This window comes from Terasakiella sp. (genome assembly GCF_048267425.1).
GTDB lineage: Bacteria > Pseudomonadota > Alphaproteobacteria > Rhodospirillales > Terasakiellaceae > Terasakiella.
The window spans coordinates 325,219-346,944 of the sequence record NZ_JBLWXN010000002.1; the positions used below are offsets into that span (position 1 = coordinate 325,219).

Genomic DNA, 21,726 nt, shown 5'->3' on the forward strand with positions numbered 1-21,726 from the left:
AATTATTTATTTATGTAAAACAGTTTTACACACCCTAACGTGCTTTTATGAGCGCGTCTATCTTTGTCAGATAACAAAGCCTGCAATTATTTAAAAAAGCTTCTTTTTTTAAATAATTCCCCTCGGAAGTCGCGTAAAGTTCCCTCCTCATTGGCTAATTGGGCAAGAATCGATGTTTATTATTCCAGCCATTTAAAGCAGAATATGAAAAACAACTTGCACTGATAGCCGCCATGAAAGTTTAATACTCCTTCAAATTTCGTCCACATGCGAGTTTATCTTTGATCCAGACCCAACATACCATTGCTTATCGAATGGCCAGAACCATTGTTCTGTTGACTTTATGTCTGGGCCTTATCATCGGCAGCTTGCTTGTTGTCTGGGATTATCGACAGCGTCTGGACAATTTTAATGACCAAATTGCAAGTTTATTAGGATCGGTTGAAAAAGCTGCTGTTCGTGCCGTCTATACCTTTGACGCCGGGCTCGCCGTCGAGATTGCAAACGGTTTATTTGCCTTCCCTCCTATTTCCAGCGTGACCATTCGCGATGAAAACAACACCATTATGTCCACACTGGAACGCTACAGAGGTGCCCTGCCCTTCGCCACAATTTCCGAACTGCTTTTCAAACCGAAGTACGCCTATACAATCGACTTACATATGGAACGCGAACCCGATAAAAGTATCGGGAGTTTATATATTGAGGTCGTCCCCCATCAAACGGCGGAGGCTTTTTTCAAACGCGCTCTGATTATTTTAGGATTGGCACTGGTTCAAAGCTTCCTGATTGCCATTTTCCTGTTTTATGTTTTTCACAACCGTGTCACTCGCCCCTTGCAGCGTCTGGCCGATGATTTTACCCATATCGATCCACAAGCCCCCAGTCAAAGTCAACTCACGCTTTCCCCGGCGCTCAAAGGAACAGAATTTGAAGGCGTGACCTTGAGCGGTACAAACATGTTGAGCGTTATCGGCTCACACCTGAAGGAAAAAGAAAAAGCTGAAAGCGAACTCAAACGCCAAAAAGAAGAAAATGAACGCTTCCTGCAAATTGCCGAAGCCATCATTCTGCGCCTTGATATGGAGGGATGCGTCATCAAGATCAACCAACGCGGTCTTGATGTCATGGGGTGCACAGCCGATGACATTATCGGGAAAAACTGGTTTGAAACCGCAATCCCACGTGAAAATCGCGCCAATACCTTGCGTATTTTCAACAATCTTTTTTTCACCCAGAATAGCCAGCTTAAAAATCTGACCCCTTCCAGCTATCTGGAAAATGACATCATCACCAAACGAGGGGAACGTCGGCGTATTTTCTGGCACAACGCCCGCGAAGTTAATCGCGATGGTAAAACAATCGGCATCCTGAGTTCCGGGCAGGATATTACCGCGCGTAAAAAAGCCGAGGATGCCTTGAAAGCAACCGAAGGCAGTTTACGCGCAATTATCGAAGCCACATCAGAAGGCTTCGCCATTATAGAAATCGATAAAATGGAACTGGTTGATATCAATTCCTCGCTTTGTCAGCTTTTAGGTTACAGTCGCGAGGAAATGCTCTTTTCCCCTTTATCAAAATTTATCTATCCCGATGATATGGATATTTTGTCCGATTATTTCAGACAGGATAACAACCGCCCGCACCGGACTTACGAATTACGATTGAGACGTTGCGATGGGAAACGCGTTCCCGTCGAAATCAACCTGTCCAAATTACCATATGAAAAAAGCGCCAAAGCACGCACGGTTGCCTTCATCACCGACATTACAAAACGTCGTGAACAAGAAACAAAACAAAAGAAACTAGAACAGCAACTCCGCCAAGCCCAGAAAATGGAAACCATCGGTACACTGGCTGGCGGCATTGCGCATGATTTCAACAATATTCTAACCCCTATTTTAGGGTATGCCTCGTTACTGTCAGCGCGTATTGACAAAGACAGCCCCAACCACGAACGGATCACTCAAATTGCAAAGTCGGCAAAACGAGGGGCCGACATGATTAAACAAATCCTCAGTTTCTCCCGACGCAGCGAAAGTGAAATGGAAAGTCGCTTCCTTGCCCCCATCTTGGAAGATACCCTGCAACTGATTAAGGCCACACAGCCATCCAATATCGATATCGAACTCAGCATCCCCAAAGATTGCCCGCCAGTTCTTGTTGATCACACACAAATTCAACAGTTGGTCCTGAACCTTTGTACAAATGCCAATCAGGCAATGGAAAAAGATGGTGGCACCCTTCGCGTGAGCATGGAACATTGCATGCTGCAAACTGAAATCGCGGATACATCCCCTATATTAAACGTCGGACCGCATATCAAAATTTCGATCAGCGACACCGGACACGGCATGGACGAACAGACCCTTACCCGAATATTTGATCCCTTCTACACGACGAAAGAAAGCGGCAAAGGAACCGGTCTGGGCCTCGCAATGGTGCATGCCATCGTTCAGGATCACAAAGGTGATATTTTCGTTAAAAGCATCCTTGGCGAAGGAAGTACCTTTACTATATATCTCCCCGTCAGTGATCAGCCGGTCGCCAGCATGCCCGCGGCAGAGGAAATTTTTGAAGGCAATATGGAATGTGCCCTGATCGTTGATGATGAACTTCTTAATACTAATTTTCTGGAAGAACTCCTTGAAGATGTCGGCTACTGCTTCGACAGTTTCAACAGCGCATTGGAAGCGTTGGAAGCCTTTAAGGCTGACCCGGATAAATATCAGATCATTCTGACCGACCAGACAATGCCAAAAATGAATGGCGCTCAGCTCATTAAAGCCATCCATGAAATCAGACCGGAAATCCCCGTCATCATGATGTCCGGATATGACCAAACCGTCACAATGGAAAATGCGGAAAATTTCGGAATTGATTTTTTCATCACCAAACCCGTGTCAATCGATCGGCTGACCAAAGCCATGCACGATCTACTCCATAAAACAGTCTGACCTATTTTTTCGACATTAAAAACGATTCGGTCCAAAAATTTTCCCTTTTACCCGGAACATGATCACAAAATAAAAGGCACCCCTAAACAATTTTTAATTATAAAATAATAATATTAAGCAATCATCGATTGGTTTTCATATCATATTTCATCTGTATTTTCTGAAAAAATTCTATTTTTAAAGGTGGAAAAATACCGTAACCCTTAAAAAAATATAATTTTTGGACGCTTTATGGAACTTAGTACGAAATTCAAGTTGTAGTTTTACACAAAGCTTTTAAACTTGACCGTAGGAGTATCCGTAAAAAAAAGCGGGGTAATAGTGGATGCCTGAAACAAAACGAACCTGGAGCTTAAGAACCAAACTGCTGGCCACCTATTTATTAATCGTAGGTGTAAGTATGGTCGTCCTGTTTACAGCATTCGAATATCGCAATTACCACAACGCCAATAAACGCCTCCACGAACAAATCAAACAGATCGCGGATTTCCAAAGTTCTACCCTCTCCGTTCCCGTCTGGAATTTCGACGAACAATCCATTCGACTGGCGATGAGCACTTTAGCCAACAATCCGCATTTTATCAGCGGGACCCTGCTCGATGATTACGGTCATGTTCTGGAACATGTCGGTAAAGAAGGTGCAGAACCCAACGTCCCGGAATTGAAAGTCGCCCGCGACATTATCTTTTCAGGTTCCGAACGTGACGAAGTTGTCGGAAAACTTGTTCTGATTTTTGGCGATGATCAAGTTCAAAGTCAGGCGTTGGAACGACTCATTTTCGACAGTTTCATTCTTATTTTATTGGCGGCCTCTCTTGTCGGCGGAACGTTCATTGCCTCACAACGCCTTATCGGTAAACCCCTTGATTTACTGCTTAAAGGGATCCGTCGCGCCAAGGTCACGGACGATTATGAACCTGTAAAATGGCAATCTTCTGACGAGGTGGGTCAAGTCATCAACGCCTTTAACGATATGATGAGCCATCAAATCGAAACAGATGCCGCCCTGCGCGCTGCCCGTAATGCTGCGGTCGAAGCCGAAGCCCGCCTGAAAGATGCCATTGAAAATATCTCTGAAGCCTTCATTTTGTTCGACAAACAACAAAATCTTGTCTTATGCAATACGCGCTTCAAAGATTTCTACGAATATAGCGACGAAGATATTCGCGCCGGTATCAGCTATAACCGCCTCATTGAATTGGACATAGAACGCGGTGTCGTGCCTGCCGTTGATCATTTTGGTCGTTCCTATCACGATCTGCGAAGTGCGTATAACTGGGACACCAGCGGTTCCATTGAAGTCGCCCTGACAGACGGTCGCCACCTTCTTATTCGTGAACGACCGACCCATGCGGGGGGCCGCGTCGGGATCCAGACCGACATTACAGAAATCAAACGCGCCGAACGTGAACTGCGTCGTGCACGCGACGAACTGGAACATCGCGTTGAAGAACGTACACATGAATTGCAGGCGGCAACGACCGAAGCGAAAAAAGCCAACCGTGCCAAATCCGAATTCCTGTCACGTATGAGCCACGAATTACGTACACCGCTGAACGGCATCCTTGGGTTTGCACAATTGTTGTTGATGGATCAGCGTCACCCGCTTTCCGACAAACAATCTGAATACATTGAACACGTCCTCAAGGCCGGTAATCTGCTTCTTGAACTGATTAACGAAGTTCTCGACCTTGCCAAAATCGAGTCCGGTCGTATCAGTCTGTCCATTGAAAATATTGACCCAAGCAATGTCGTTAATGAATGTGTCGATATGATTGATGCCTACGCAAGCGAACAAAATATTTCCATTCAACGCACTGGTGATGACAACCCTCAAAAATATGTCATTGGTGACTTTACCCGTCTCAAACAGGTACTTTCCAACCTGCTGTCCAACGCCATCAAATACAACGTTGCAAACGGCAAAGTCGTTCTTGATAGCTCAGAAGGGCCGCAAGGTTTCTGGCGTTATACTGTCACGGATACGGGGTATGGCATTGAAGAAGGCAATCAGGATCAACTCTTCCAACCCTTTAACCGATTAAATGCCGAAAATACTGACATCGAAGGCACAGGGATCGGTCTGACCATCACCAAACACCTGATTGAAATTATGGGCGGTGAAATCGGCGTTGACAGCAAACTGGGGGAAGGCTCAACTTTCTGGGTTGATATTCCGTTATCTGATGAAACGATCGTGCGCGACGCACCGGAGTTGAATTTGGAAATCAGCCATCTCCCTAAACGCATCGACGGTACCAACAGCATCCTCTATGTCGAAGATAACCCGGCCAATATGCGTCTCATGCGTGAACTGATTACCCAGCTTCCACGTACCGACTTTATCGAAGCAGGTACGGCTGAAGAAGGTCTTGAACTGATTAAACACAGCAAACCGGATCTGGTTTTGATGGACATCAACCTGCCGGGCATGGACGGGTTCGAAGCCTTTGAAGTTATGCGTGACGACCCTAACATGTCCGATATCCCGGTCATCGCCTTAACCGCAAACGCCATGCCGCGCGAAGTGGAAAAGGGCCGCGAGCTTGGGTTTAAAGCCTATTTAACCAAACCGATTGATGTGGCTTCAACGTTGGCGGAGATCACACGGGTTCTGGAAGAAAGCAAAGTCTAGGCCCCGGAAAGCAGAACGTTTATTTTTCAGATAAAAATTCGTGAACGCCTTTGATCGTTTCTGCCAATCCTGTACGCACGACCTCTACCCCGTCGGGGAATGCCCCCAACATACGCGTTGGTGTTTGTCGATCCAGCATGACAAACACACCCCGGTCGGATTTACGGCGCACCAAACGTCCAAACGCCTGTTTCATGCGCAAACGGGCAATCATTTCGTCATAGGAGCGCGCAGGGAAAGATCGTTTGCGCGCTTTATGCAAGATGGTTGGACGAGGCCACGGCACTCGGTCAAAAACAATTAAGTGCAAGGAATTTCCCGGTACATCAACCCCATCGCGAACCGCATCTGTACCCAACAGACAACTGCTTTCTTCCCCGCGGAAAATATCAATCAATGTGCCCACATCCATTGCATCAACGTGTTGGGATAAAAGTTGAATCCCCGTTCGATCCAACGGTTCGGCAATCCGTTGATAAACCGCACGCAATCGGTTCACCGCCGTAAACAGCCCCAATCCCCCACCGCCAGCTGCAACAAACAATTCGCGATAGGCAGCCGCAATTTGATCCAGATTATCTTTGCGGATATCATCAACAATATAAACCCGGGTCTGTTTTGGGTAATCAAACGGTGATTTCACATCATGCAATAAAGCGGGGCGCGCCAGATGGGATACCCCGGTACGTGCCTCGGCAACCTTCCAGTCCAGTTCCTCATCACCGCTGCCATCTCGTAAGGTCGCAGACGTGATCGCAACCCCGTGTGATTTTTCCACCACTTCTTCAACAAAAGGAATGGTCGGATCGACCCAATGGCGATGCATTCCCACATCCATGTCACGGCCCTCAATCCGTTCAACCGAAAACCAGTCGACAAATTGCGGAGGCGTCTCACCAAACAGGCTATCCAGCATCGAACACCATGCTAAAAGTTGTTGAACGCCGCGACGTTCCAAACTGGCGCACGTGGCCTCAATACGCTGTCGATTGGCGCTATCCAGTTCGTCCGCCTCTTCATCCATCAAGGCCATCATTCCTTTAATCAGGCTTTGCATTGGGATGCGCATTTTTTCCAACGCTGATTTTAAACGTTCAGCCGTTTCCAGCACACCTTCCACAGGCGGGTGGATCGCCGCCTCCAGACTGAAAGGTGATCCGTTATTGATATCGCGGGCATAAACCTGTTGGCGCAGACGACGCAGGAAATCTTCAAACGGCCCCATCGGTTGACCACCGTTGATCCGTTGATGCCAACTTGGTCCCGGCAGGATACGGGCATGATGCATGACCTCTTCCAAGGCCTCTTCCATCTCACGACCTGCCACCAAATCTTCAATGCGCGCCTTTAATCCGCGTGCGCGTGATCGGCTACTTTCTTCTGCACCTAATAACCAACGCCTTAAATCCGCCCCTTCCTGACCGGACAAATGCGCCGAAAAGGCATTATCCGCCGCATCAAACACATGATGGCCTTCATCAAATATATAGCGGGTCGGCAACAGGGCCTCTTCTGTCCCGCCCAACGCGGCCTGGATCATCACCAAGGCATGATTGGCCACAACCAATTCCGCGCGACGTGCCCGACGGACCGTTTTTTCGATAAAACATTTTGCATAATGAGAACAAGACGAATAAACGCATTCGCCACGGGTATCCGTCATATCAACAGTGAGGCGTGCCCCCAGAAGTTCTTTTAACCAAGACGGAAAATCACCACCGATCATATCCCCGTCCCGGCTTGCCAATGCCCAGCGTGCCATCAAGCCCAAGGCAGGCGCATCATCAGCACGCAGGCGTAAACGTGAAACCGCCTCTTCAAAATTCAGAAGACAAAAATAGTTTTCCCGCCCCTTGCGAATAACGATTTTGCGCTTCTTTTCGTTCGGGTCAGCGTACAGACGGTCCAGTTCGCTATCTAACTGACGTTGCAGGTTTCGGGTATAAGTGCTGATCCAGACAGCCCCTTGATTTTTTTTTGCCCAGACACTTGCCGGTGCAATATAGCCAAGCGTTTTGCCAACCCCTGTGCCCGCTTCCACCAAAGCCATGACAGGTTCCCCCACGGCGTTCGGCGCTTGAAACGCTTCGCAGATCGACGCGGCATAGTCTTTCTGTTCCAGACGTACTTCTGCATCCGATCCCAGTAAAAGGTCCAGACGCGCGCGCGCCTCCACCGGTTCAACCGGTAAATGACCGGGTTGTGGCGGCGGGGCACTTTCAACCCATTCTTTTAACTTATGCCAAATTTGCAAGGATCGTAATAACGCACCGCTGTGTGGCGCATCGCCTTCTTCTACCCCCAAGGCATCCAGAACGATATCCCCCCAGCTCCAACCTCCGGTTTTCATTGCCCAGGCCAGCGTTATCAAATCCTTACTTGACCGCGCGCGCAACTCCCCCAGCAATTGCTGACATACATTGCGTAAGGTCTCCACTTCATCTTCCAAACTCATTGGTTTGGGCAAGCCTAGACTGTCTGCGATCCCACGAGGGGTCGGCAAGCAAAATTGAGCAGGGCGCACAAAGGCAAAGAGTTCAAGAATATCCAGCCTTGGAAACGGGCCACACCGCAAACGTCGCGCTGTCGCCAACGCATGCAAGACCAGTACGGGGATTTCACTGGTGGACAGTCGACGTGCCCCTTCCTTTTGCGACAGGATTTCGATTTCCCCGTCCAAACTCAACCACACGCACGAGCGCACATGCGTTACCAGAACGGGAACACATGGCATGCGAATCGGCTGAGAAGTCTGGCTTAACGTATCGTTTCTGGCATTCATTTTGTCACAATAGCCTGCACTTTATACAATTTCCAGCACAGGCTTTCATGGAGACGCTTTTTCTAAATTTCAGGCACACCTATTGGCGCCAAGAATTCCTTCCTAACGCATTTTTTTAACCGCTAAACCCAAATTTAGTCGTTACTCAGACGCCTCGTCCCCATCAACCCCTTCAGCTTTATTAAGCTGTTCGCGATTGATCGGATCACTTTGTTTTTCACGAATTCGCTCAGCCAAACGTGTCTCGAATGTTCTGAAGATGACTACTTCATCTTCATTACCAACATTTGCCGTCAACATATCAATAACGACCTCACGCACGGTATCGTAAAGAAATTCATCTTTACCGAGGCGTTCACCGGGAAGTTCTTGATATTGTTGACCTACGATACCGACAAGCTCACGCGCTTTTTCCTCGTCAATGCCGAGAATCTTCATAAGCTCAACTTCGTCTTGAGCTTCTTTCAGTTTCTCCGCCGTTGACAAGGCAATACCGATACTAACGATGTCTTCGATTTCCCCTGAATGGCCGCTACCTTGTTGATATCCTTGCCCGAAATTGCTATCGGTCTGCACGCCATCGGGTGCAGCAACGATATCAACACGACCGTCCGAGGACGTAATTGTCATGCTGTTACCCATTGGAGTTCTCTCCTATATGAAATACATTCTGTCGTATTCATTATGGAATCATTTCAGAAAAAATTCAAGCTCTTACATGAAGCAGAAGGAGAGTTTACATTTTTACATTCGCCGTTTAGGTGAAACAAATGGCATGATTGACGTGAAACTATTGACGAATGTCAGCCATAGCCTTAGTTTGCCCAACCTTGGAGATATTATTCTCCCCAACGATTCACTTTTTTAAGGATGACCTGCGATGCCATCGGATGCACCTTCCCTGCACGCGCGCGAAGCCGCGCACCACTCAAAAGCCTGGCCCTTTGTTGAAGCACGCAATATCCTTAAACGTTTGAACGCTAAGTGCCCGGAAAAAGGCTACGTTTTATTTGAAACCGGCTACGGTCCCTCCGGCCTGCCTCATATCGGTACATTTGGCGAAGTGGCACGGACCACAATGGTTATGCGCGCGTTTCAAATTCTTTCAGACGGTATGCCGACCAAACTGATCGCTTTTTCCGATGATATGGATGGCCTGCGCAAAGTGCCGGACAATATCCCCAATAAAGAAATCATTGCTCCGCATTTGGGCAAGCCGCTGACAGTTGTGCCCGACCCGTTCGGCACACACCCGAGCTTTGGCGAACATAACAACAACCGCCTGTGTCAATTCCTCGACCAGTTTGGGTTTGAATATGAATTTCGCAGTGCCACACAATGCTATAAAGACGGCCTTTTTGACGAAACCCTGCTTTCGATACTGCGCAACCACGAAGAAGTTTGTAACATCATTCGCCCAACATTGGGGGAAGAACGTCGTGCAACCTACAGCCCGCTTCTGCCGGTTGATGCCGAATCCGGTAAAGTTCTGCTGGCAAAAGTCGTGTCCACCAACCCGGACGCCGGGACGATGGTCTATCTGAACGAAGACGGCAAAGAAGTTGAAACCAGCGTCAAAGGCGGTGCAGTGAAATGCCAATGGAAGGCCGACTGGGCCATGCGTTGGACAGCCTTGGGCGTCAATTATGAAATGGCAGGTAAAGACCTGATCGATTCGCAGAACCTGTCCTCTAAAATTTGTCGTGCCATTGGCGGTACACCGCCCGTTCAGTTCACTTACGAGTTGTTCCTCGACGACAAAGGCGAGAAAATTTCAAAATCCAAAGGCAACGGCTTGTCTATGGAAGACTGGCTGCGCTATGCCCCGCCGGAAACGCTGTCTTATTTTATGTTCCAAAAACCAAAGACAGCCAAACGTCTGTATTTTGATGTCATCCCGAAGGCGGTCGATGAATATGTCAGCCATGTTCAGAAATTCGACACTCTGGAAGATGCCAAGAAAATCGACAGCCCGGCATGGCACATCCATAATGGTCACCCGCAAGCTGACAGCCATTCCCTGAGCTTCAATATGTTGCTTAATCTCGTATCTGTTTTGAATACGGAAAACCCGTCCGTCATTTGGGAATTCATCAAAACCTATAATTCAGATGCAACACCGGACAACAGCCCGATGTTGGATAAACTGGTGGCACATTCCATCAATTACTATCAGGACTTCGTTAAACCAACGAAGAAATTCCGGACACCGACAGATGGCGAACGTGCCGCACTTTCAGATTTAAAAGCCAAGCTGGAAACACTGTCACCGGACACCAGTGGTGAAGATGTTCAGACCGAAGTCTATACCATCGGTAAAGAACATAATTATGAAAACCTGCGTGAATGGTTTGGGGCTTTATATGAAACCCTGCTGGGACAAGAAACCGGGCCGCGCATGGGGTCTTTCTTCGCCCTTTACGGTCTGGACAAAAGCTGTGCGCTGATCGAAAAAGTCTTAAAGGGTGACGATTTAAACGCTTAACCCGTACATATCTAATTTTCTAAAAGCCCTTATATCCCCTGATATGAGGGCTTTTTTTATTGCGGTCGCCCTTTACCCCTTCAAAAAAATTCATCTAAATCGAAATTAATTATTGTTTTTCGATAAATTATTATCAATAATCAGGAAAATTAAACACCAAAAGGACCTGATTATGTCTCAGCAAAATCTTGTACGCATCCAACGAATGAGCAGACTCTTTCGCTGGTTATTCACCATACTCTTATTTGCCTGCCCCATTTTAACCATTGTATTTTGGGTGAACTTTAATGACTTGCCGGGTGGGTTTCGTGATGAACTTCTCATCCCACCACAAGAGGCAATCTCCGATTTGCAAATTGCCCTGGCCGCACTGGTCAATATGCTGCCTGTCGGCGCGGGCATGTATGTCATTTTTACATTCCGCCGCCTTTTTTCTTTTTATGAAAAAGGGGTCATCTTCACACGCCAAAATGTCACTTGTTATCGTCACATCGGCTACGGCACATTGATTTATGCCTTTACAGATTTGATTTACAACAGTGTCTTAAGCGTCGTGCTGACCTTTCATCGGCCAGAAGGCGAACGTCAACTTCAAATCACCATCGGCACAATGGACCTAACCACTCTTACCGCCGGTATCATGGTTTTGCTGGTTTCATGGGTTATGAATGAAGCTGCGCAAATGGAAGAAGAACGACTTTATACGGTGTAACTCAATGACCATTACAGTCCATTTAGATGTTATGCTTGCCAAACGCAAAATGCGCTCAAACGAGCTTGCCAAAAAAGTCGGCATAACAGAACAGAACATCTCCATTCTAAAAACAGGAAAAGTCAAAGCGATCCGCCTTTCCACCCTGGATGCCATTTGTCAGGGATTGGATTGTCAGCCGGGTGACTTGTTTTCGTACGACGACCCAATCGAAGATGCAGAGTAATGCAATGGTTTGATCGAGTCTGGGGGATATGATAAGACTTAAAGAATACCTTTATATGTACTCTTTATTGATTAATATCATGCATCTTCTGACCTATCAGGCCAAGCACCTCAACAATCTATATCGTCTTTGTTCTATTGGCGGACATACGAGCGAGGATTTATCCCACGCTTTTGACTACATCTTTGCCGAGCCTCATACGACACTTGGTATTATTTTAGATATACAAAACGGCCTCTCCCTTTTTCCAAAAGAAGGGGCCGTTGTTTTTGCCCGCAAAGCCAATGAATACGGTATTAAAGCCTGTATTCTTGCGGTTGTTGTCCAACAAGACGATATCAAAAATGTGCGCGCCCGATATGAACTATATCCTGAACTGGTCCAGCAATACATCGACATGACGGTTGAAATTTTTTCCAACGAAGCCGACGCAACCTTATGGATCAATCAAAAGCTTACTTCATCGCAATAAGCGGGACGGAAACAGCCTGATTGGCTTTGCCTTTTGCATTTTCTTCTGCACGCGCCATCATTTCTTTCTGAATAGTTTCCTGAATCGCCTGCTCAATCGCCGCACGTTGTTCTGCCGGCAACGCGTTAAACTGCTCTTCCGTTAAGCCCATTGCCGCCAAAACTTTGTCGCGGATTTTTTCTTCCAGCTTTTGCTGCTGAATATCGGAAACGTACTTTCCGAAACCTTCATCCATGATTTGGTTTTTAATCTGATTTTGTTCTTCCAGCATGGCGGCAAAATCTGTTCCTTGAGAGTTTTGCCCCATATTGCGCAACCCCGTTTGAGGGATATTCACCGCATAGGTTTTACCATCAACAACAACGTCCATTTTTCTCTTCCTTAAAGGTTAATGTTTCCTTAAGAAAAAAGCAAAACCCATGCCATGAAACCGCGAATTTAAATGCGTTCAAACACCACAAAGCTATAATTGGGTTTATCCCCGCCGTCCCCCTGATGGTCTTCGCGGGACACTTCTTGCCAAATCGCCTTATCTAGTGCGGGAAAGGCCGCATCATGGTCATAGTCGCGATGGACTTCGGTGTAATAAATTCGCTCGGCACGTTCCATCATCATTGCATAGATCTGCGCCCCGCCCACAATCATCACTTCCCCGGCATTTTTCGCCTTTGCCTCGGCAAAAGCTGCCGAGAGAGCCGCATCCAGATCATGGCACACCATAACACCATCAGCTTGCCAGTTTTCATCACGTGTTACGACAATATTCAGGCGACCGGGTAAAGGACGGCCGATAGATTCAAACGTCTTGCGGCCCATAATCATGGGCTTGCCCATCGTCGTGGCCTTGAAATATTTAAAATCCTCTGGGATATGCCAGAGCATTTTATTATCCTTGCCAATCGCCCCGTTACCGGCAACCGCCACAATCATACTGATCTTCATTACACCGCCACCGGTGCCGAGATATGAGCCTGCGGGTTATAATCCACCAATTCAAAATCATCGAACGTAAAATCAAACAAGTCTTTTACGTCCGGGTTCATTTTCATTGTCGGCAACGGTCCCGGTGTACGTGACAATTGCAATTCCACCTGATCCATATGATTGGAATAAAGATGTGCGTCTCCAAACGTGTGAATAAATTCACCCACTTCCAAATCACAGACCTGTGCCAGCATCATGGTTAACAAGGCATAGGAGGCAATATTGAACGGAACACCTAAAAAGATATCGGCACTGCGCTGATATAGCTGACAGGACAATTTCCCCTCTGCCACATAGAACTGAAACAGGCAATGACACGGCGGCAAGGCCATCTCTTCAATATTGGCGACATTCCACGCAGAAACGATCAAACGACGGGAATCCGGATTATTTTTAATCTGCTGAACCAGATTGGCAATTTGATCCACATGGTTTCCATCCGGTGTCGGCCAGGATCGCCATTGATAACCATAAACAGGGCCAAGATTACCGTCATCATCGGCCCACTCATCCCAAATGGACACTTTATTCTCTTTGAGATACTTAATATTGGTGTCGCCCTTCAAAAACCATAACAGTTCATGAATGATCGAGCGTAAATGCAGTTTTTTGGTCGTCAAACACGGAAAGCCTTGTGACAAGTCAAAACGCATCTGGTGTCCAAAAACGCTATAGGTCCCCGTCCCGGTACGGTCGCTTTTATAAACGCCGTTATCACGCACGTGACGCATAAGATCCAGATACTGTTTCATTCACACTCTACCTTATAGATACCTGAGGGCCTGTTTGAGCGCACTCTACAATATTAAATCGACGTTTTCGACTCTTTATCCAACACAGATAAAGCCCACTTTGCCGTCTCACTGATGACCGGATGTTCATCTTCGATCAAGGCAACAACCTTGTCGCGCAATTCCAGACACCGTCCATTGGCAATAGCGATCAAAACATTTCGAATAAACCGATGTCGTTTAATACGTTTCACCGGGGAAGCCCGAAACAGATCGCGAAATTCTTCATCATTCAACCCGACCAAATCCCCCAAACGTGGGGCCATAAATTCCGCACGCGGTTTAAAATCTTTTTCCTTGGTCGGTACGCTGAACTTGGTCCAGGGACAAATCGCCAGACAGTCATCACATCCATAAATCCGGTTTCCCATCTTCAAGGCCAGTTCTGGTTCAATCACACCGTCATATTCAATGGTCAGATACGAAATACATTTGCGCCCATCGATTTTGCCTTCGCCTAAAAACGCATCGGTCGGGCAGACGGTTAAACAGCTGGTACACGACCCACAGCTATGTTTATGAGCCTTGTCCGGTTCCATCTCCAACGTCGTATAAATCTCGCCTAAAAACAGCCATGACCCAAATTTTCGCGACACAAGACAGGTATGTTTGCCCTGCCAACCCAGCGCCGTTTGCGAAGCGATTGGTTTTTCCATAACAGGGGCTGTATCAACAAAGACCTTGAGCGCGCAGCCCCAACGATCCACCATTTCACGCGCCAGCCGTTTTAGGCGTTTTTTCACCAGATCGTGATAATCCCGGTTTTGGGCATAACAGCTGATAATAGCGCGATCCGGATGATCCAGTAACGCCATCGGATCCCCCTTGGGAGCATAATTGATCCCCAGTACAATGATACTTTTGGCTTCTTCCCACAGGACGGTCGGATCTGCGCGGCGTTCTTCAGTGGTTTCCATCCAATCCATTGTGCCGTGGCAGCCGCGTTCGTTATATTCCTTTAAATCCGCCTTATGCTGATCGGTGGTTTGGGCCGCACAGAACCCCACATCATCAAACCCGATTTCCAAGGCAAGTTCGCGGATTTTCTGTTTGATATCTTCCATAACTACAACTCTTTTCGCGCCAGCAACAACTGACAGGCCCGTTCCATTTCCTGTGCACTTAGTTCTACACCCTCAAGTGAGGCACTCATATTAACAGCGAATACGCATGAGGGACTTTCCTGATGGAACAAATCCAGTGCGTCCCCACCACCATTCAATATATCACGAATGACAAAAGGGCTGCACATACCGGCTTCTTCAACCACCGGACAGGCAACAATATTGTGAATAGCGGTTAAAAACTTCGGCCCCACAATCTGCGGCACCATCTGCCCTTCAATTCGACGGATAATCGACAGACAGGAATGAATATAGAAATCCAGAAAGCTGTTTTCCTGTATAAAAACAAAAAAGGCATTGTGAATTTTGCGATATGCCCTCAATCGGCCTTTTTCATCCCGTTGAACCCATACTTCGCGTCCGAAGGCATATTGTGCATCGATATTCAGCTCAAAACGCTCAGGCGCAAAAACCAGCATGTCGGCATCCAGCCACACCACACGATCATAACCTTCGTTCAACAGTTCTTTCGCCAGCATCAGACGTCCAAGGTCCGTTGCAACGACAAGACGCTCTTTGGTCTTTTCCAGATACCACGCAGGCACCCGATCAAACAGCTCATCCCCATAGAAACGATAGTCCGCACCAATTGTGTCCGCCCAAGACTTTACCGATTGCAAACATAGGGCAATCCAGTCGGGTACATCGTTATTTCGATAGGACTGATAAACAATGGTCTTCATATTTTCGTGATCGGCCTGTTTAATTCCGTTTGAATAGGCCATATCTATAGAACCGAACGACACAGTGCAAAAGATAAAGGTGACCTCATGTCTAAAGAATATAAATCAGCCACATTCGCCGCCGGATGCTTCTGGGGCGTCGAAGCCCGGTTTCGGGATCAGGATGGGGTTGTTGATGCCGAAGTCGGCTATACCGGCGGACACAAGCTTGACCCGACCTATCGTGAAGTTTGTACAGACACTACGGGTCATGCCGAAGCCGTCCACCTGACCTATGATCCAGTACGTATTTCTTTTGAGGGTTTACTGGAATTATTTTTTGAATTGCATGACCCAACCACCCTTAATCGTCAAGGACCGGACATCGGCAGCCAGTATCGTTCCGCCATCTATTACCATGATGACAGTCAACAACAAGCCGCTGAAACAATGATCGAAAACCTGAATGCTGCCCACCGATTCGCAGACCCAATTGTCACGGAGGTTGCCCCCGCCGGAACCTTTTATCGCGCAGAGGAATATCATCAACGCTATTTCGACAAAACAGGGCGCCGGGGATCTTGTTATTTTCGTTAAGGTTGTAGACATGTTGGATCCACGCCGTTATTTACATAAAATATAACTTGTGCATGTCCCCGTATAGAAATTAGCAGTTGCGAAAAACGTGATATGCCCATATTATTTCAAAATATTTCAACAATAATAATAACGGGCAAACCATGGGCGAAACAAAACACATTCTGATCGTCGAAGACGACCCGGTTGTGGCTGACGTGGTCGCCGCATGTCTTGAAGATGCGGAATTTGAAACCACCATAACGTCTTCCGGTCAGGCTGCCCTGAATATTATCTCAGATACACATGTTGATCTTTGCGTTGTTGATTTGGGCCTGCCCGATATGGACGGTTTATCCCTGACGCGCGAAATTAAAAGCCGTACCAGCATCGGCATTATGATCCTCAGTGGGCGCGGAGACACCACTGAACGTATCATCGGGCTGGAAGTCGGGGCCGACGATTATCTGGGGAAACCGTTTGAACCTCGCGAATTACTCGCCCGTGTGCGCAGCATTATCCGCCGCACACAACCCAGCAGCGCACAGACGACAACACAAACCACGGTGTCCAGCGGGGCACAACGTTCTGATATGTCCTTTATTTTCGATGGCTGGAAAGTTGATCTCGCCTCCTTGGAAATTACCGGACCAGACGGTATGCAGCCGCAATTATCCAATAGCGAGTTTAACCTGCTGCAAGCCTTCATCGAACATCCCAACCGTATTCTCAGCCGTGACCAGTTGCTTGATCTTGTCCACGGTGACAACACCCCGGCCTTTGACCGCAGTATTGATGTGCAGATTACACGTTTGCGCAAAAAAATCGAAAGTGACCCGAAAGCCCCTAAATTCATCAAAACAGTGCGCAATCGCGGGTATATGTTCACGGCTAAAGTCACGCGGGATTAAGTCCGATCACTCGGAATTTTTGTTTATTTATTTTACGCAAATGCGTCGTCGCGACCTAAATTCGGTCGCTCGGGATTTGCCTGTTTATCTTACGCAAATGCGTCGTCACGACCTAAATTCGGTCGCTCGGGATTTGCCTGTTTATCTTACGCAAATGCGTCGTCACGACCTAAATTCGGTCGCTCGGGATTTGCTCTATCCCGCCACCGGGATATAAATCTTTCTTTTTCTTCCACCACAACAATTCACCACGCACAAAAGCCTGCGCCAAATCATTTTTTGGCTGTTGGAAAAAGTCTTGCACACCCGCTTGTTCCAAAACACGCCCGCGATGCAAAAACAACACGTCGCTGCCTAAACGTTTGGCCTGTCCCAAATCATGGGTGCTCATCATAATGGTCGTGCCTTCTTCTGCGATCAAGCGTGTGATTTCTTCAATCGCATGTGTCGCGCTTGGGTCCAGACTGGCGGTTGGTTCATCCATGAACAAGACGTCCGGTTCCATCGCCCAGGCCCGCGCCAGTGCAAGGCGTTGTTGTTCCCCAAACGACAACAGCCGCGCGGGATGGTTTGCCAAACGGGCCAAGCCCACACGGCTTAGAAAATCAAACGCAATATCCCGACGTGAGCGACGCGCAACCCCTTTGCATTTCAGGCCATAGACAATATTAGCAAGGGCCGTTCTGCGTAACATAACAGGGCGCTGAAAAACCATGGCTTGTTGGATCATTTTTCCCTCTTGCCCTTCCCCCCATTGCACTGTCCCGGAATGGGGAACCAACAGGCCATGACACAAACGCATCAACAGGCTTTTACCCGCGCCGTTTGCCCCCAAGACCATCAAACGCGAACCAGCGGTCAAATCAAACGAAACGTCTTTGATCAGTCGAATGCCACGGGCATCAAAACACAGGTTTTTGACCTGTAAAGGCACGTTTCTTTTGGTCATGCGCCCATCCTTTTTCGGGCAAATTCACCCAACACATACGCAATTGCATTCACCCCCAACGACAAGGTCAATAAGACAATCCCAAGTCCCAGCGCCAAGGCCAAATCACCTTTACTGACTTCCAGTGCAATCGCAGTTGTCATCACCCGCGTCACATGGTCGATATTACCCCCGACGATCATCACCGCCCCAACCTCGGCACTGGCCCGACCAAACCCGGCTAAGACAGCTGTAAACAGACTAAACCGCCCATCCCATAACAAGGTCAAAACCACTTGCCCTGTGCTACATTGCAGGGAGGTTAATTGTTCGCGATACTCCCCCCACAAATCCTCTACGACCTGACGGGTTAATGCCGCAATAATCGGGGTGATTAAAATGACTTGGGCAATGATCATTGCCATTGGCGTAAACAGCAGGCCGAACACCCCCAATGGTCCTGCGCGTGATAACGCCAGATAGACCAGCAAGCCGACAACGACAGGGGGCAATCCCATCAGGGCGTTCAGAACCACAACACAGGCCTTTTTCCCCGGAAAAGAGAGAAAGCCAACCAGCGCCCCCAATGGTAAACCGATCAGGGCAGCAATCAATACAGCCGTCAGACTGACACGTAATGACAACAGGACAATCCCGACCAGATTGTCATCTGCCCCATAGATCAAATCAAACGCTGCCGCAAAGGCTGCCCAGAATTCCGCCACAGTCCACCCTTGAGAGGCCCAAGAAAAAACCCATCGTACAATAAATCAGACGATGGGTTCTTTTTTATTTTAGGAATATTGTGCAGCGACTTCCGCCAGCCCCCAATCCAGCCAAGGGGTCAAAAGCCGCAGATCATCCGCTTCCACCGTTGCCCCGCACCAAATGCGCAAGCCCGCCGGGGCATCCTTGTAAGATCCGATATCGTAGGCAGCCCCTTCTTCATCCAACAAAGCCACCAGTTTCTTCGCAGCCTTTGTCTTATCTTCATCGGACAAAGCTGCAAACCAGTCCGCCGTAATGGATAAGCAGACCGATGTATTGGAACGTGTTGCCGGATCAACAGATAAAAAGGCCACGTTCTCATTACCGTCCACCCAGTCTTCCAATACTTTCAGATTGGCTTGAGAACGTTGGATCAAGGCATCCAGACCGCCAATTTCTTCGGCCCAACGCAAACCATCCAGCGCATCTTCCACACATAACATGGACGGTGTATTGATCGTTGCCCCAGTAAAGATGCCTTCCATCAATTTTCCATCTTTTGTCATGCGGAAGATTTTTGGCAAAGGCCACGCCGGTTTATAGCTTTCCAAACGTTCCACCGCACGCGGTGACAGCACCAACATACCGTGTGCCCCCTCGCCGCCCATGACTTTCTGCCAGGAATAGGTCAAAACATCGATTTTATCCCACGGGATTTCCATCGCAAAAACGGCTGAAGTTGCATCGCAGAAAGTCAAGCCAGCACGCTCATCCGCAATCCAGTCCCCATTAGGAACACGTACACCTGACGTCGTGCCATTCCATGTAAAGACAACATCGCGCGAGAAATCAACAGCATCCAGATCAGGCAGTTGCCCATAATCGGCACCAAAAACGCGCACATCTTCAAGACCCAGTTGAGTTTTAACGTCCCCAACCCAGCCCTTGCCGAAGCTTTCCCATTGCAGCATATCGACACCACGCGCACCCAACATGGACCAGAGCGCCATTTCCACCGCCCCCGTATCAGATGCTGGCACAATCCCGACACGATAATCAGACGGAATGTTTAACACAGCCTTGGTCCGGTCAATAACTTCCGCCAACTTATCTTTACCGATTTTGGCCCGATGCGATCGACCCAGCGCCGCCCCTTTCAACGCATCCAGCGTAAAGCCGGGACGTTTGGAACAGGGACCGGAAGAAAAATTGGGATTGGCAGGTTTCAATACAGGTTTGGTCATGGCTTTGCCTTAAAAGTAAAAAAGGGCCGTTCTCTCAATCCTTATGAGAGACCAGCCCTTGTTTATAGAGAAATCGAACCTTCGCCAAGACGAAGATTTCAATTTATCACATTACCCGAATACGCGATTGAAGATCACATCCACACGTTTGGTGTGATAAGAAATGGAATCTTCATCCAACAGGGTTTTGAGCTGTTCAACCGTCAAATGTTCCGTCAAGCCTTCGTCTTTGGACAGGAAGAAGAACAAGCGGTTGTCATATTCTTGCGCTTCTTTTTCCGTCGCATCCAGTTCAACCTGACCATCCGGGTTATCGGGATCAATGCCATAGGATTTCCAGACGCGCATGGCGTTACGTTGTACAATGCGGTAGCTGTCTTCGCGTGACACACCATTTTGCGTCAAGAACAACAGAACACGCTGCGCATCATGCACACCACCGAAATTATTCATATGGTCCAGCATATTTTGCGGATAAACAACCAATTTTTCAATTGTGCCTGCCAAGCGGCCCAACGCAAAATCAAGTGTCACGGTTGCATCCGGGCCGATCATACGTTCAACAGAGGAATGCGAAATATCGCGTTCATGCCAAAGCGCCACGTTTTCCAACGCCGGTGTGACCGCCATACGAACGGCACGCGCCAGACCTGTCAGGTTTTCTGTCAAGATCGGGTTACGTTTGTGTGGCATGGCACTGGAACCTTTTTGACCCGGTGCAAAATATTCCTGTGCTTCGCGGACTTCGGTGCGCTGCATGTGACGGATTTCAATGGCGATATTTTCCATCGAAGAAGCAATCATCCCCAGCACGCAGAAATAATTGGCATGACGATCACGTGGAATAACCTGCGTTGAAATCGGTTCCGGTGTCAGGCCCATTTGTTCGGCTACATATTCTTCAACACGCGGGTCAACGTTGGCAAATGTACCAACCGCACCGGAAATGGCACAAGTTGCAATTTCTTCGCGGGCACGAACCAAGCGTTCGCGGTTGCGGCTCATTTCCGCATAGAAACGGGCAAATTTCAGACCCATTGTCACAGGCTCGGCATGGATACCGTGTGAGCGACCAATGCAGACCATATATTTTGTTTCTTCAGCGCGTGTTTTCAGCGCCGCCAACAAACGGTCCAGATCTTTCAACAGCAAATCTGCCGCCTGCATCATTTGAACACCAAGACAGGTGTCCAAAACATCGGAAGAAGTCATGCCCTGATGCACAAAGCGTGCTTCAGAACCAACATTTTCAGACAGTTCGGTCAAAAACGCGATAACGTCATGTTTGACTTCCATCTCGATCTCGTCGATACGCGCAATCCGTTCCGGCGTATATTCTTTCTGGCCTTTTTCCCAAATCACTTTGGATGTACCGGCGGGGATCACACCCAATTCTTCCATCTTTGTGGCGGCGTGGGCTTCAATTTCAAACCAGATACGGAACTTGTTGGCGGGTTCCCAGATATCTGTCATTTCCTTGCGGGAATAGCGCGGGATCATGGCACTCTCTTTTCAAACGATGTTGCAAC

Annotated in this window: 19 protein-coding genes; 8 read left to right on the forward strand and 11 right to left on the reverse strand. The window is 48.0% G+C overall.

Annotated elements, in window-relative coordinates; all coding sequences use genetic code 11:
* Window positions 1-314 precede the first annotated feature (314 nt).
* Both ACN0VA_RS04690 and ACN0VA_RS04695 read left to right on the forward strand, forming a co-directional pair.
* Entirely contained in the window at window positions 315-2,957 is a 2,643-nt protein-coding gene (locus ACN0VA_RS04690; RefSeq protein WP_417820027.1) for a PAS domain S-box protein, read from the forward strand.
* A 325-nt stretch (window positions 2,958-3,282) separates the two neighbouring features.
* Window positions 3,283-5,592, forward strand: a complete 2,310-nt coding sequence (locus tag ACN0VA_RS04695; RefSeq protein ID WP_417820028.1) for an ATP-binding protein — start codon at window positions 3,283-3,285, stop codon at window positions 5,590-5,592.
* 19 nt (window positions 5,593-5,611) lie between these two features.
* Here ACN0VA_RS04695 and ACN0VA_RS04700 read toward each other — a convergent pair whose 3' ends face one another.
* The gene (locus tag ACN0VA_RS04700; protein ID WP_417820029.1) at window positions 5,612-8,374 is read right to left on the reverse strand and encodes an ATP-dependent DNA helicase; all 2,763 of its coding nucleotides are present in this window, start codon (window positions 8,372-8,374) and stop codon (window positions 5,612-5,614) included.
* A gap of 141 nt (window positions 8,375-8,515) precedes the next feature.
* Entirely contained in the window at window positions 8,516-9,004 is a 489-nt protein-coding gene (locus tag ACN0VA_RS04705; RefSeq protein WP_417820030.1) for a hypothetical protein, read from the reverse strand.
* A 250-nt stretch (window positions 9,005-9,254) separates the two neighbouring features.
* On the opposite strand from ACN0VA_RS04705, the gene ACN0VA_RS04710 reads away from it, so the two are divergent.
* The 4 genes from ACN0VA_RS04710 to ACN0VA_RS04725 all read left to right on the forward strand — a co-directional run bounded on the left by ACN0VA_RS04710 (window position 9,255) and on the right by ACN0VA_RS04725 (window position 12,269).
* Entirely contained in the window at window positions 9,255-10,859 is a 1,605-nt protein-coding gene (locus tag ACN0VA_RS04710; protein ID WP_417820031.1) for a lysine--tRNA ligase, read from the forward strand.
* Between the two features lie 172 nt (window positions 10,860-11,031).
* A complete protein-coding gene (locus ACN0VA_RS04715; RefSeq protein WP_417820032.1) occupies window positions 11,032-11,571 on the forward strand; it encodes a DUF2975 domain-containing protein in 540 nt (179 codons plus the stop codon).
* A gap of 4 nt (window positions 11,572-11,575) precedes the next feature.
* Window positions 11,576-11,797, forward strand: coding sequence for a helix-turn-helix domain-containing protein (locus ACN0VA_RS04720; protein ID WP_417820033.1), 222 nt, complete (start codon window positions 11,576-11,578; stop codon window positions 11,795-11,797).
* A 55-nt stretch (window positions 11,798-11,852) separates the two neighbouring features.
* Window positions 11,853-12,269 carry a hypothetical protein gene (locus ACN0VA_RS04725; protein ID WP_417820034.1) on the forward strand — a complete coding sequence of 139 codons (417 nt, stop codon included), beginning with the start codon at window positions 11,853-11,855 and terminating at the stop codon, window positions 12,267-12,269.
* Here the strand turns inward: ACN0VA_RS04725 and ACN0VA_RS04730 are convergent.
* The 5 genes from ACN0VA_RS04730 to ACN0VA_RS04750 all read right to left on the reverse strand — a co-directional run bounded on the left by ACN0VA_RS04730 (window position 12,253) and on the right by ACN0VA_RS04750 (window position 15,893).
* Window positions 12,253-12,639: a hypothetical protein gene (locus ACN0VA_RS04730; RefSeq protein WP_417820035.1), complete on the reverse strand. Its 387-nt coding sequence runs from the start codon at window positions 12,637-12,639 to the stop codon at window positions 12,253-12,255. The genes ACN0VA_RS04725 and ACN0VA_RS04730 overlap by 17 nt on opposite strands.
* Window positions 12,640-12,707: 68 nt before the next feature.
* On the reverse strand, window positions 12,708-13,211 hold the full coding sequence (locus ACN0VA_RS04735; protein WP_417820036.1) for a dihydrofolate reductase: 504 nt from the start codon (window positions 13,209-13,211) through the stop codon (window positions 12,708-12,710).
* Window positions 13,211-14,005: a thymidylate synthase gene (locus ACN0VA_RS04740; protein ID WP_417820037.1), complete on the reverse strand. Its 795-nt coding sequence runs from the start codon at window positions 14,003-14,005 to the stop codon at window positions 13,211-13,213. The genes ACN0VA_RS04735 and ACN0VA_RS04740 overlap by 1 nt, the downstream gene beginning before the upstream one ends.
* 53 nt (window positions 14,006-14,058) lie before the next feature.
* A complete protein-coding gene (queG, locus tag ACN0VA_RS04745; RefSeq protein WP_417820038.1) occupies window positions 14,059-15,108 on the reverse strand; it encodes a tRNA epoxyqueuosine(34) reductase QueG in 1,050 nt (349 codons plus the stop codon).
* A gap of 2 nt (window positions 15,109-15,110) precedes the next feature.
* A complete protein-coding gene (locus ACN0VA_RS04750) occupies window positions 15,111-15,893 on the reverse strand; it encodes a hypothetical protein (RefSeq protein ID WP_417820039.1) in 783 nt (260 codons plus the stop codon).
* Window positions 15,894-15,938: 45 nt separating this feature from the next.
* Here ACN0VA_RS04750 and msrA point away from each other — a divergent pair, with 45 nt between their 5' ends.
* Window positions 15,939-16,427 (forward strand): peptide-methionine (S)-S-oxide reductase MsrA, encoded by a 489-nt coding sequence (msrA, locus tag ACN0VA_RS04755; RefSeq protein ID WP_417820040.1) that lies wholly within the window; start codon window positions 15,939-15,941, stop codon window positions 16,425-16,427.
* A 143-nt stretch (window positions 16,428-16,570) separates the two neighbouring features.
* Window positions 16,571-17,317 carry a response regulator transcription factor gene (locus ACN0VA_RS04760; RefSeq protein WP_417820041.1) on the forward strand — a complete coding sequence of 249 codons (747 nt, stop codon included), beginning with the start codon at window positions 16,571-16,573 and terminating at the stop codon, window positions 17,315-17,317.
* A gap of 169 nt (window positions 17,318-17,486) precedes the next feature.
* Here the strand turns inward: ACN0VA_RS04760 and ACN0VA_RS04765 are convergent, their stop codons facing one another.
* From ACN0VA_RS04765 to purB, 4 genes are all read right to left on the reverse strand, one after another.
* Complete coding sequence (locus ACN0VA_RS04765) at window positions 17,487-18,266, reverse strand: ATP-binding cassette domain-containing protein (protein WP_417820042.1); 780 nt, start codon at window positions 18,264-18,266, stop codon at window positions 17,487-17,489.
* Complete coding sequence (locus tag ACN0VA_RS04770; protein ID WP_417820043.1) at window positions 18,263-18,970, reverse strand: ABC transporter permease; 708 nt, start codon at window positions 18,968-18,970, stop codon at window positions 18,263-18,265. The genes ACN0VA_RS04765 and ACN0VA_RS04770 overlap by 4 nt, the downstream gene beginning before the upstream one ends.
* 69 nt (window positions 18,971-19,039) lie before the next feature.
* Window positions 19,040-20,197 (reverse strand): phosphoserine transaminase, encoded by a 1,158-nt coding sequence (locus ACN0VA_RS04775; RefSeq protein WP_417820044.1) that lies wholly within the window; start codon window positions 20,195-20,197, stop codon window positions 19,040-19,042.
* 111 nt (window positions 20,198-20,308) lie between these two features.
* Window positions 20,309-21,697, reverse strand: a complete 1,389-nt coding sequence (gene purB / locus ACN0VA_RS04780; RefSeq protein WP_417820045.1) for an adenylosuccinate lyase — start codon at window positions 21,695-21,697, stop codon at window positions 20,309-20,311.
* Between the last annotated feature and the right edge of the window lie 29 nt (window positions 21,698-21,726).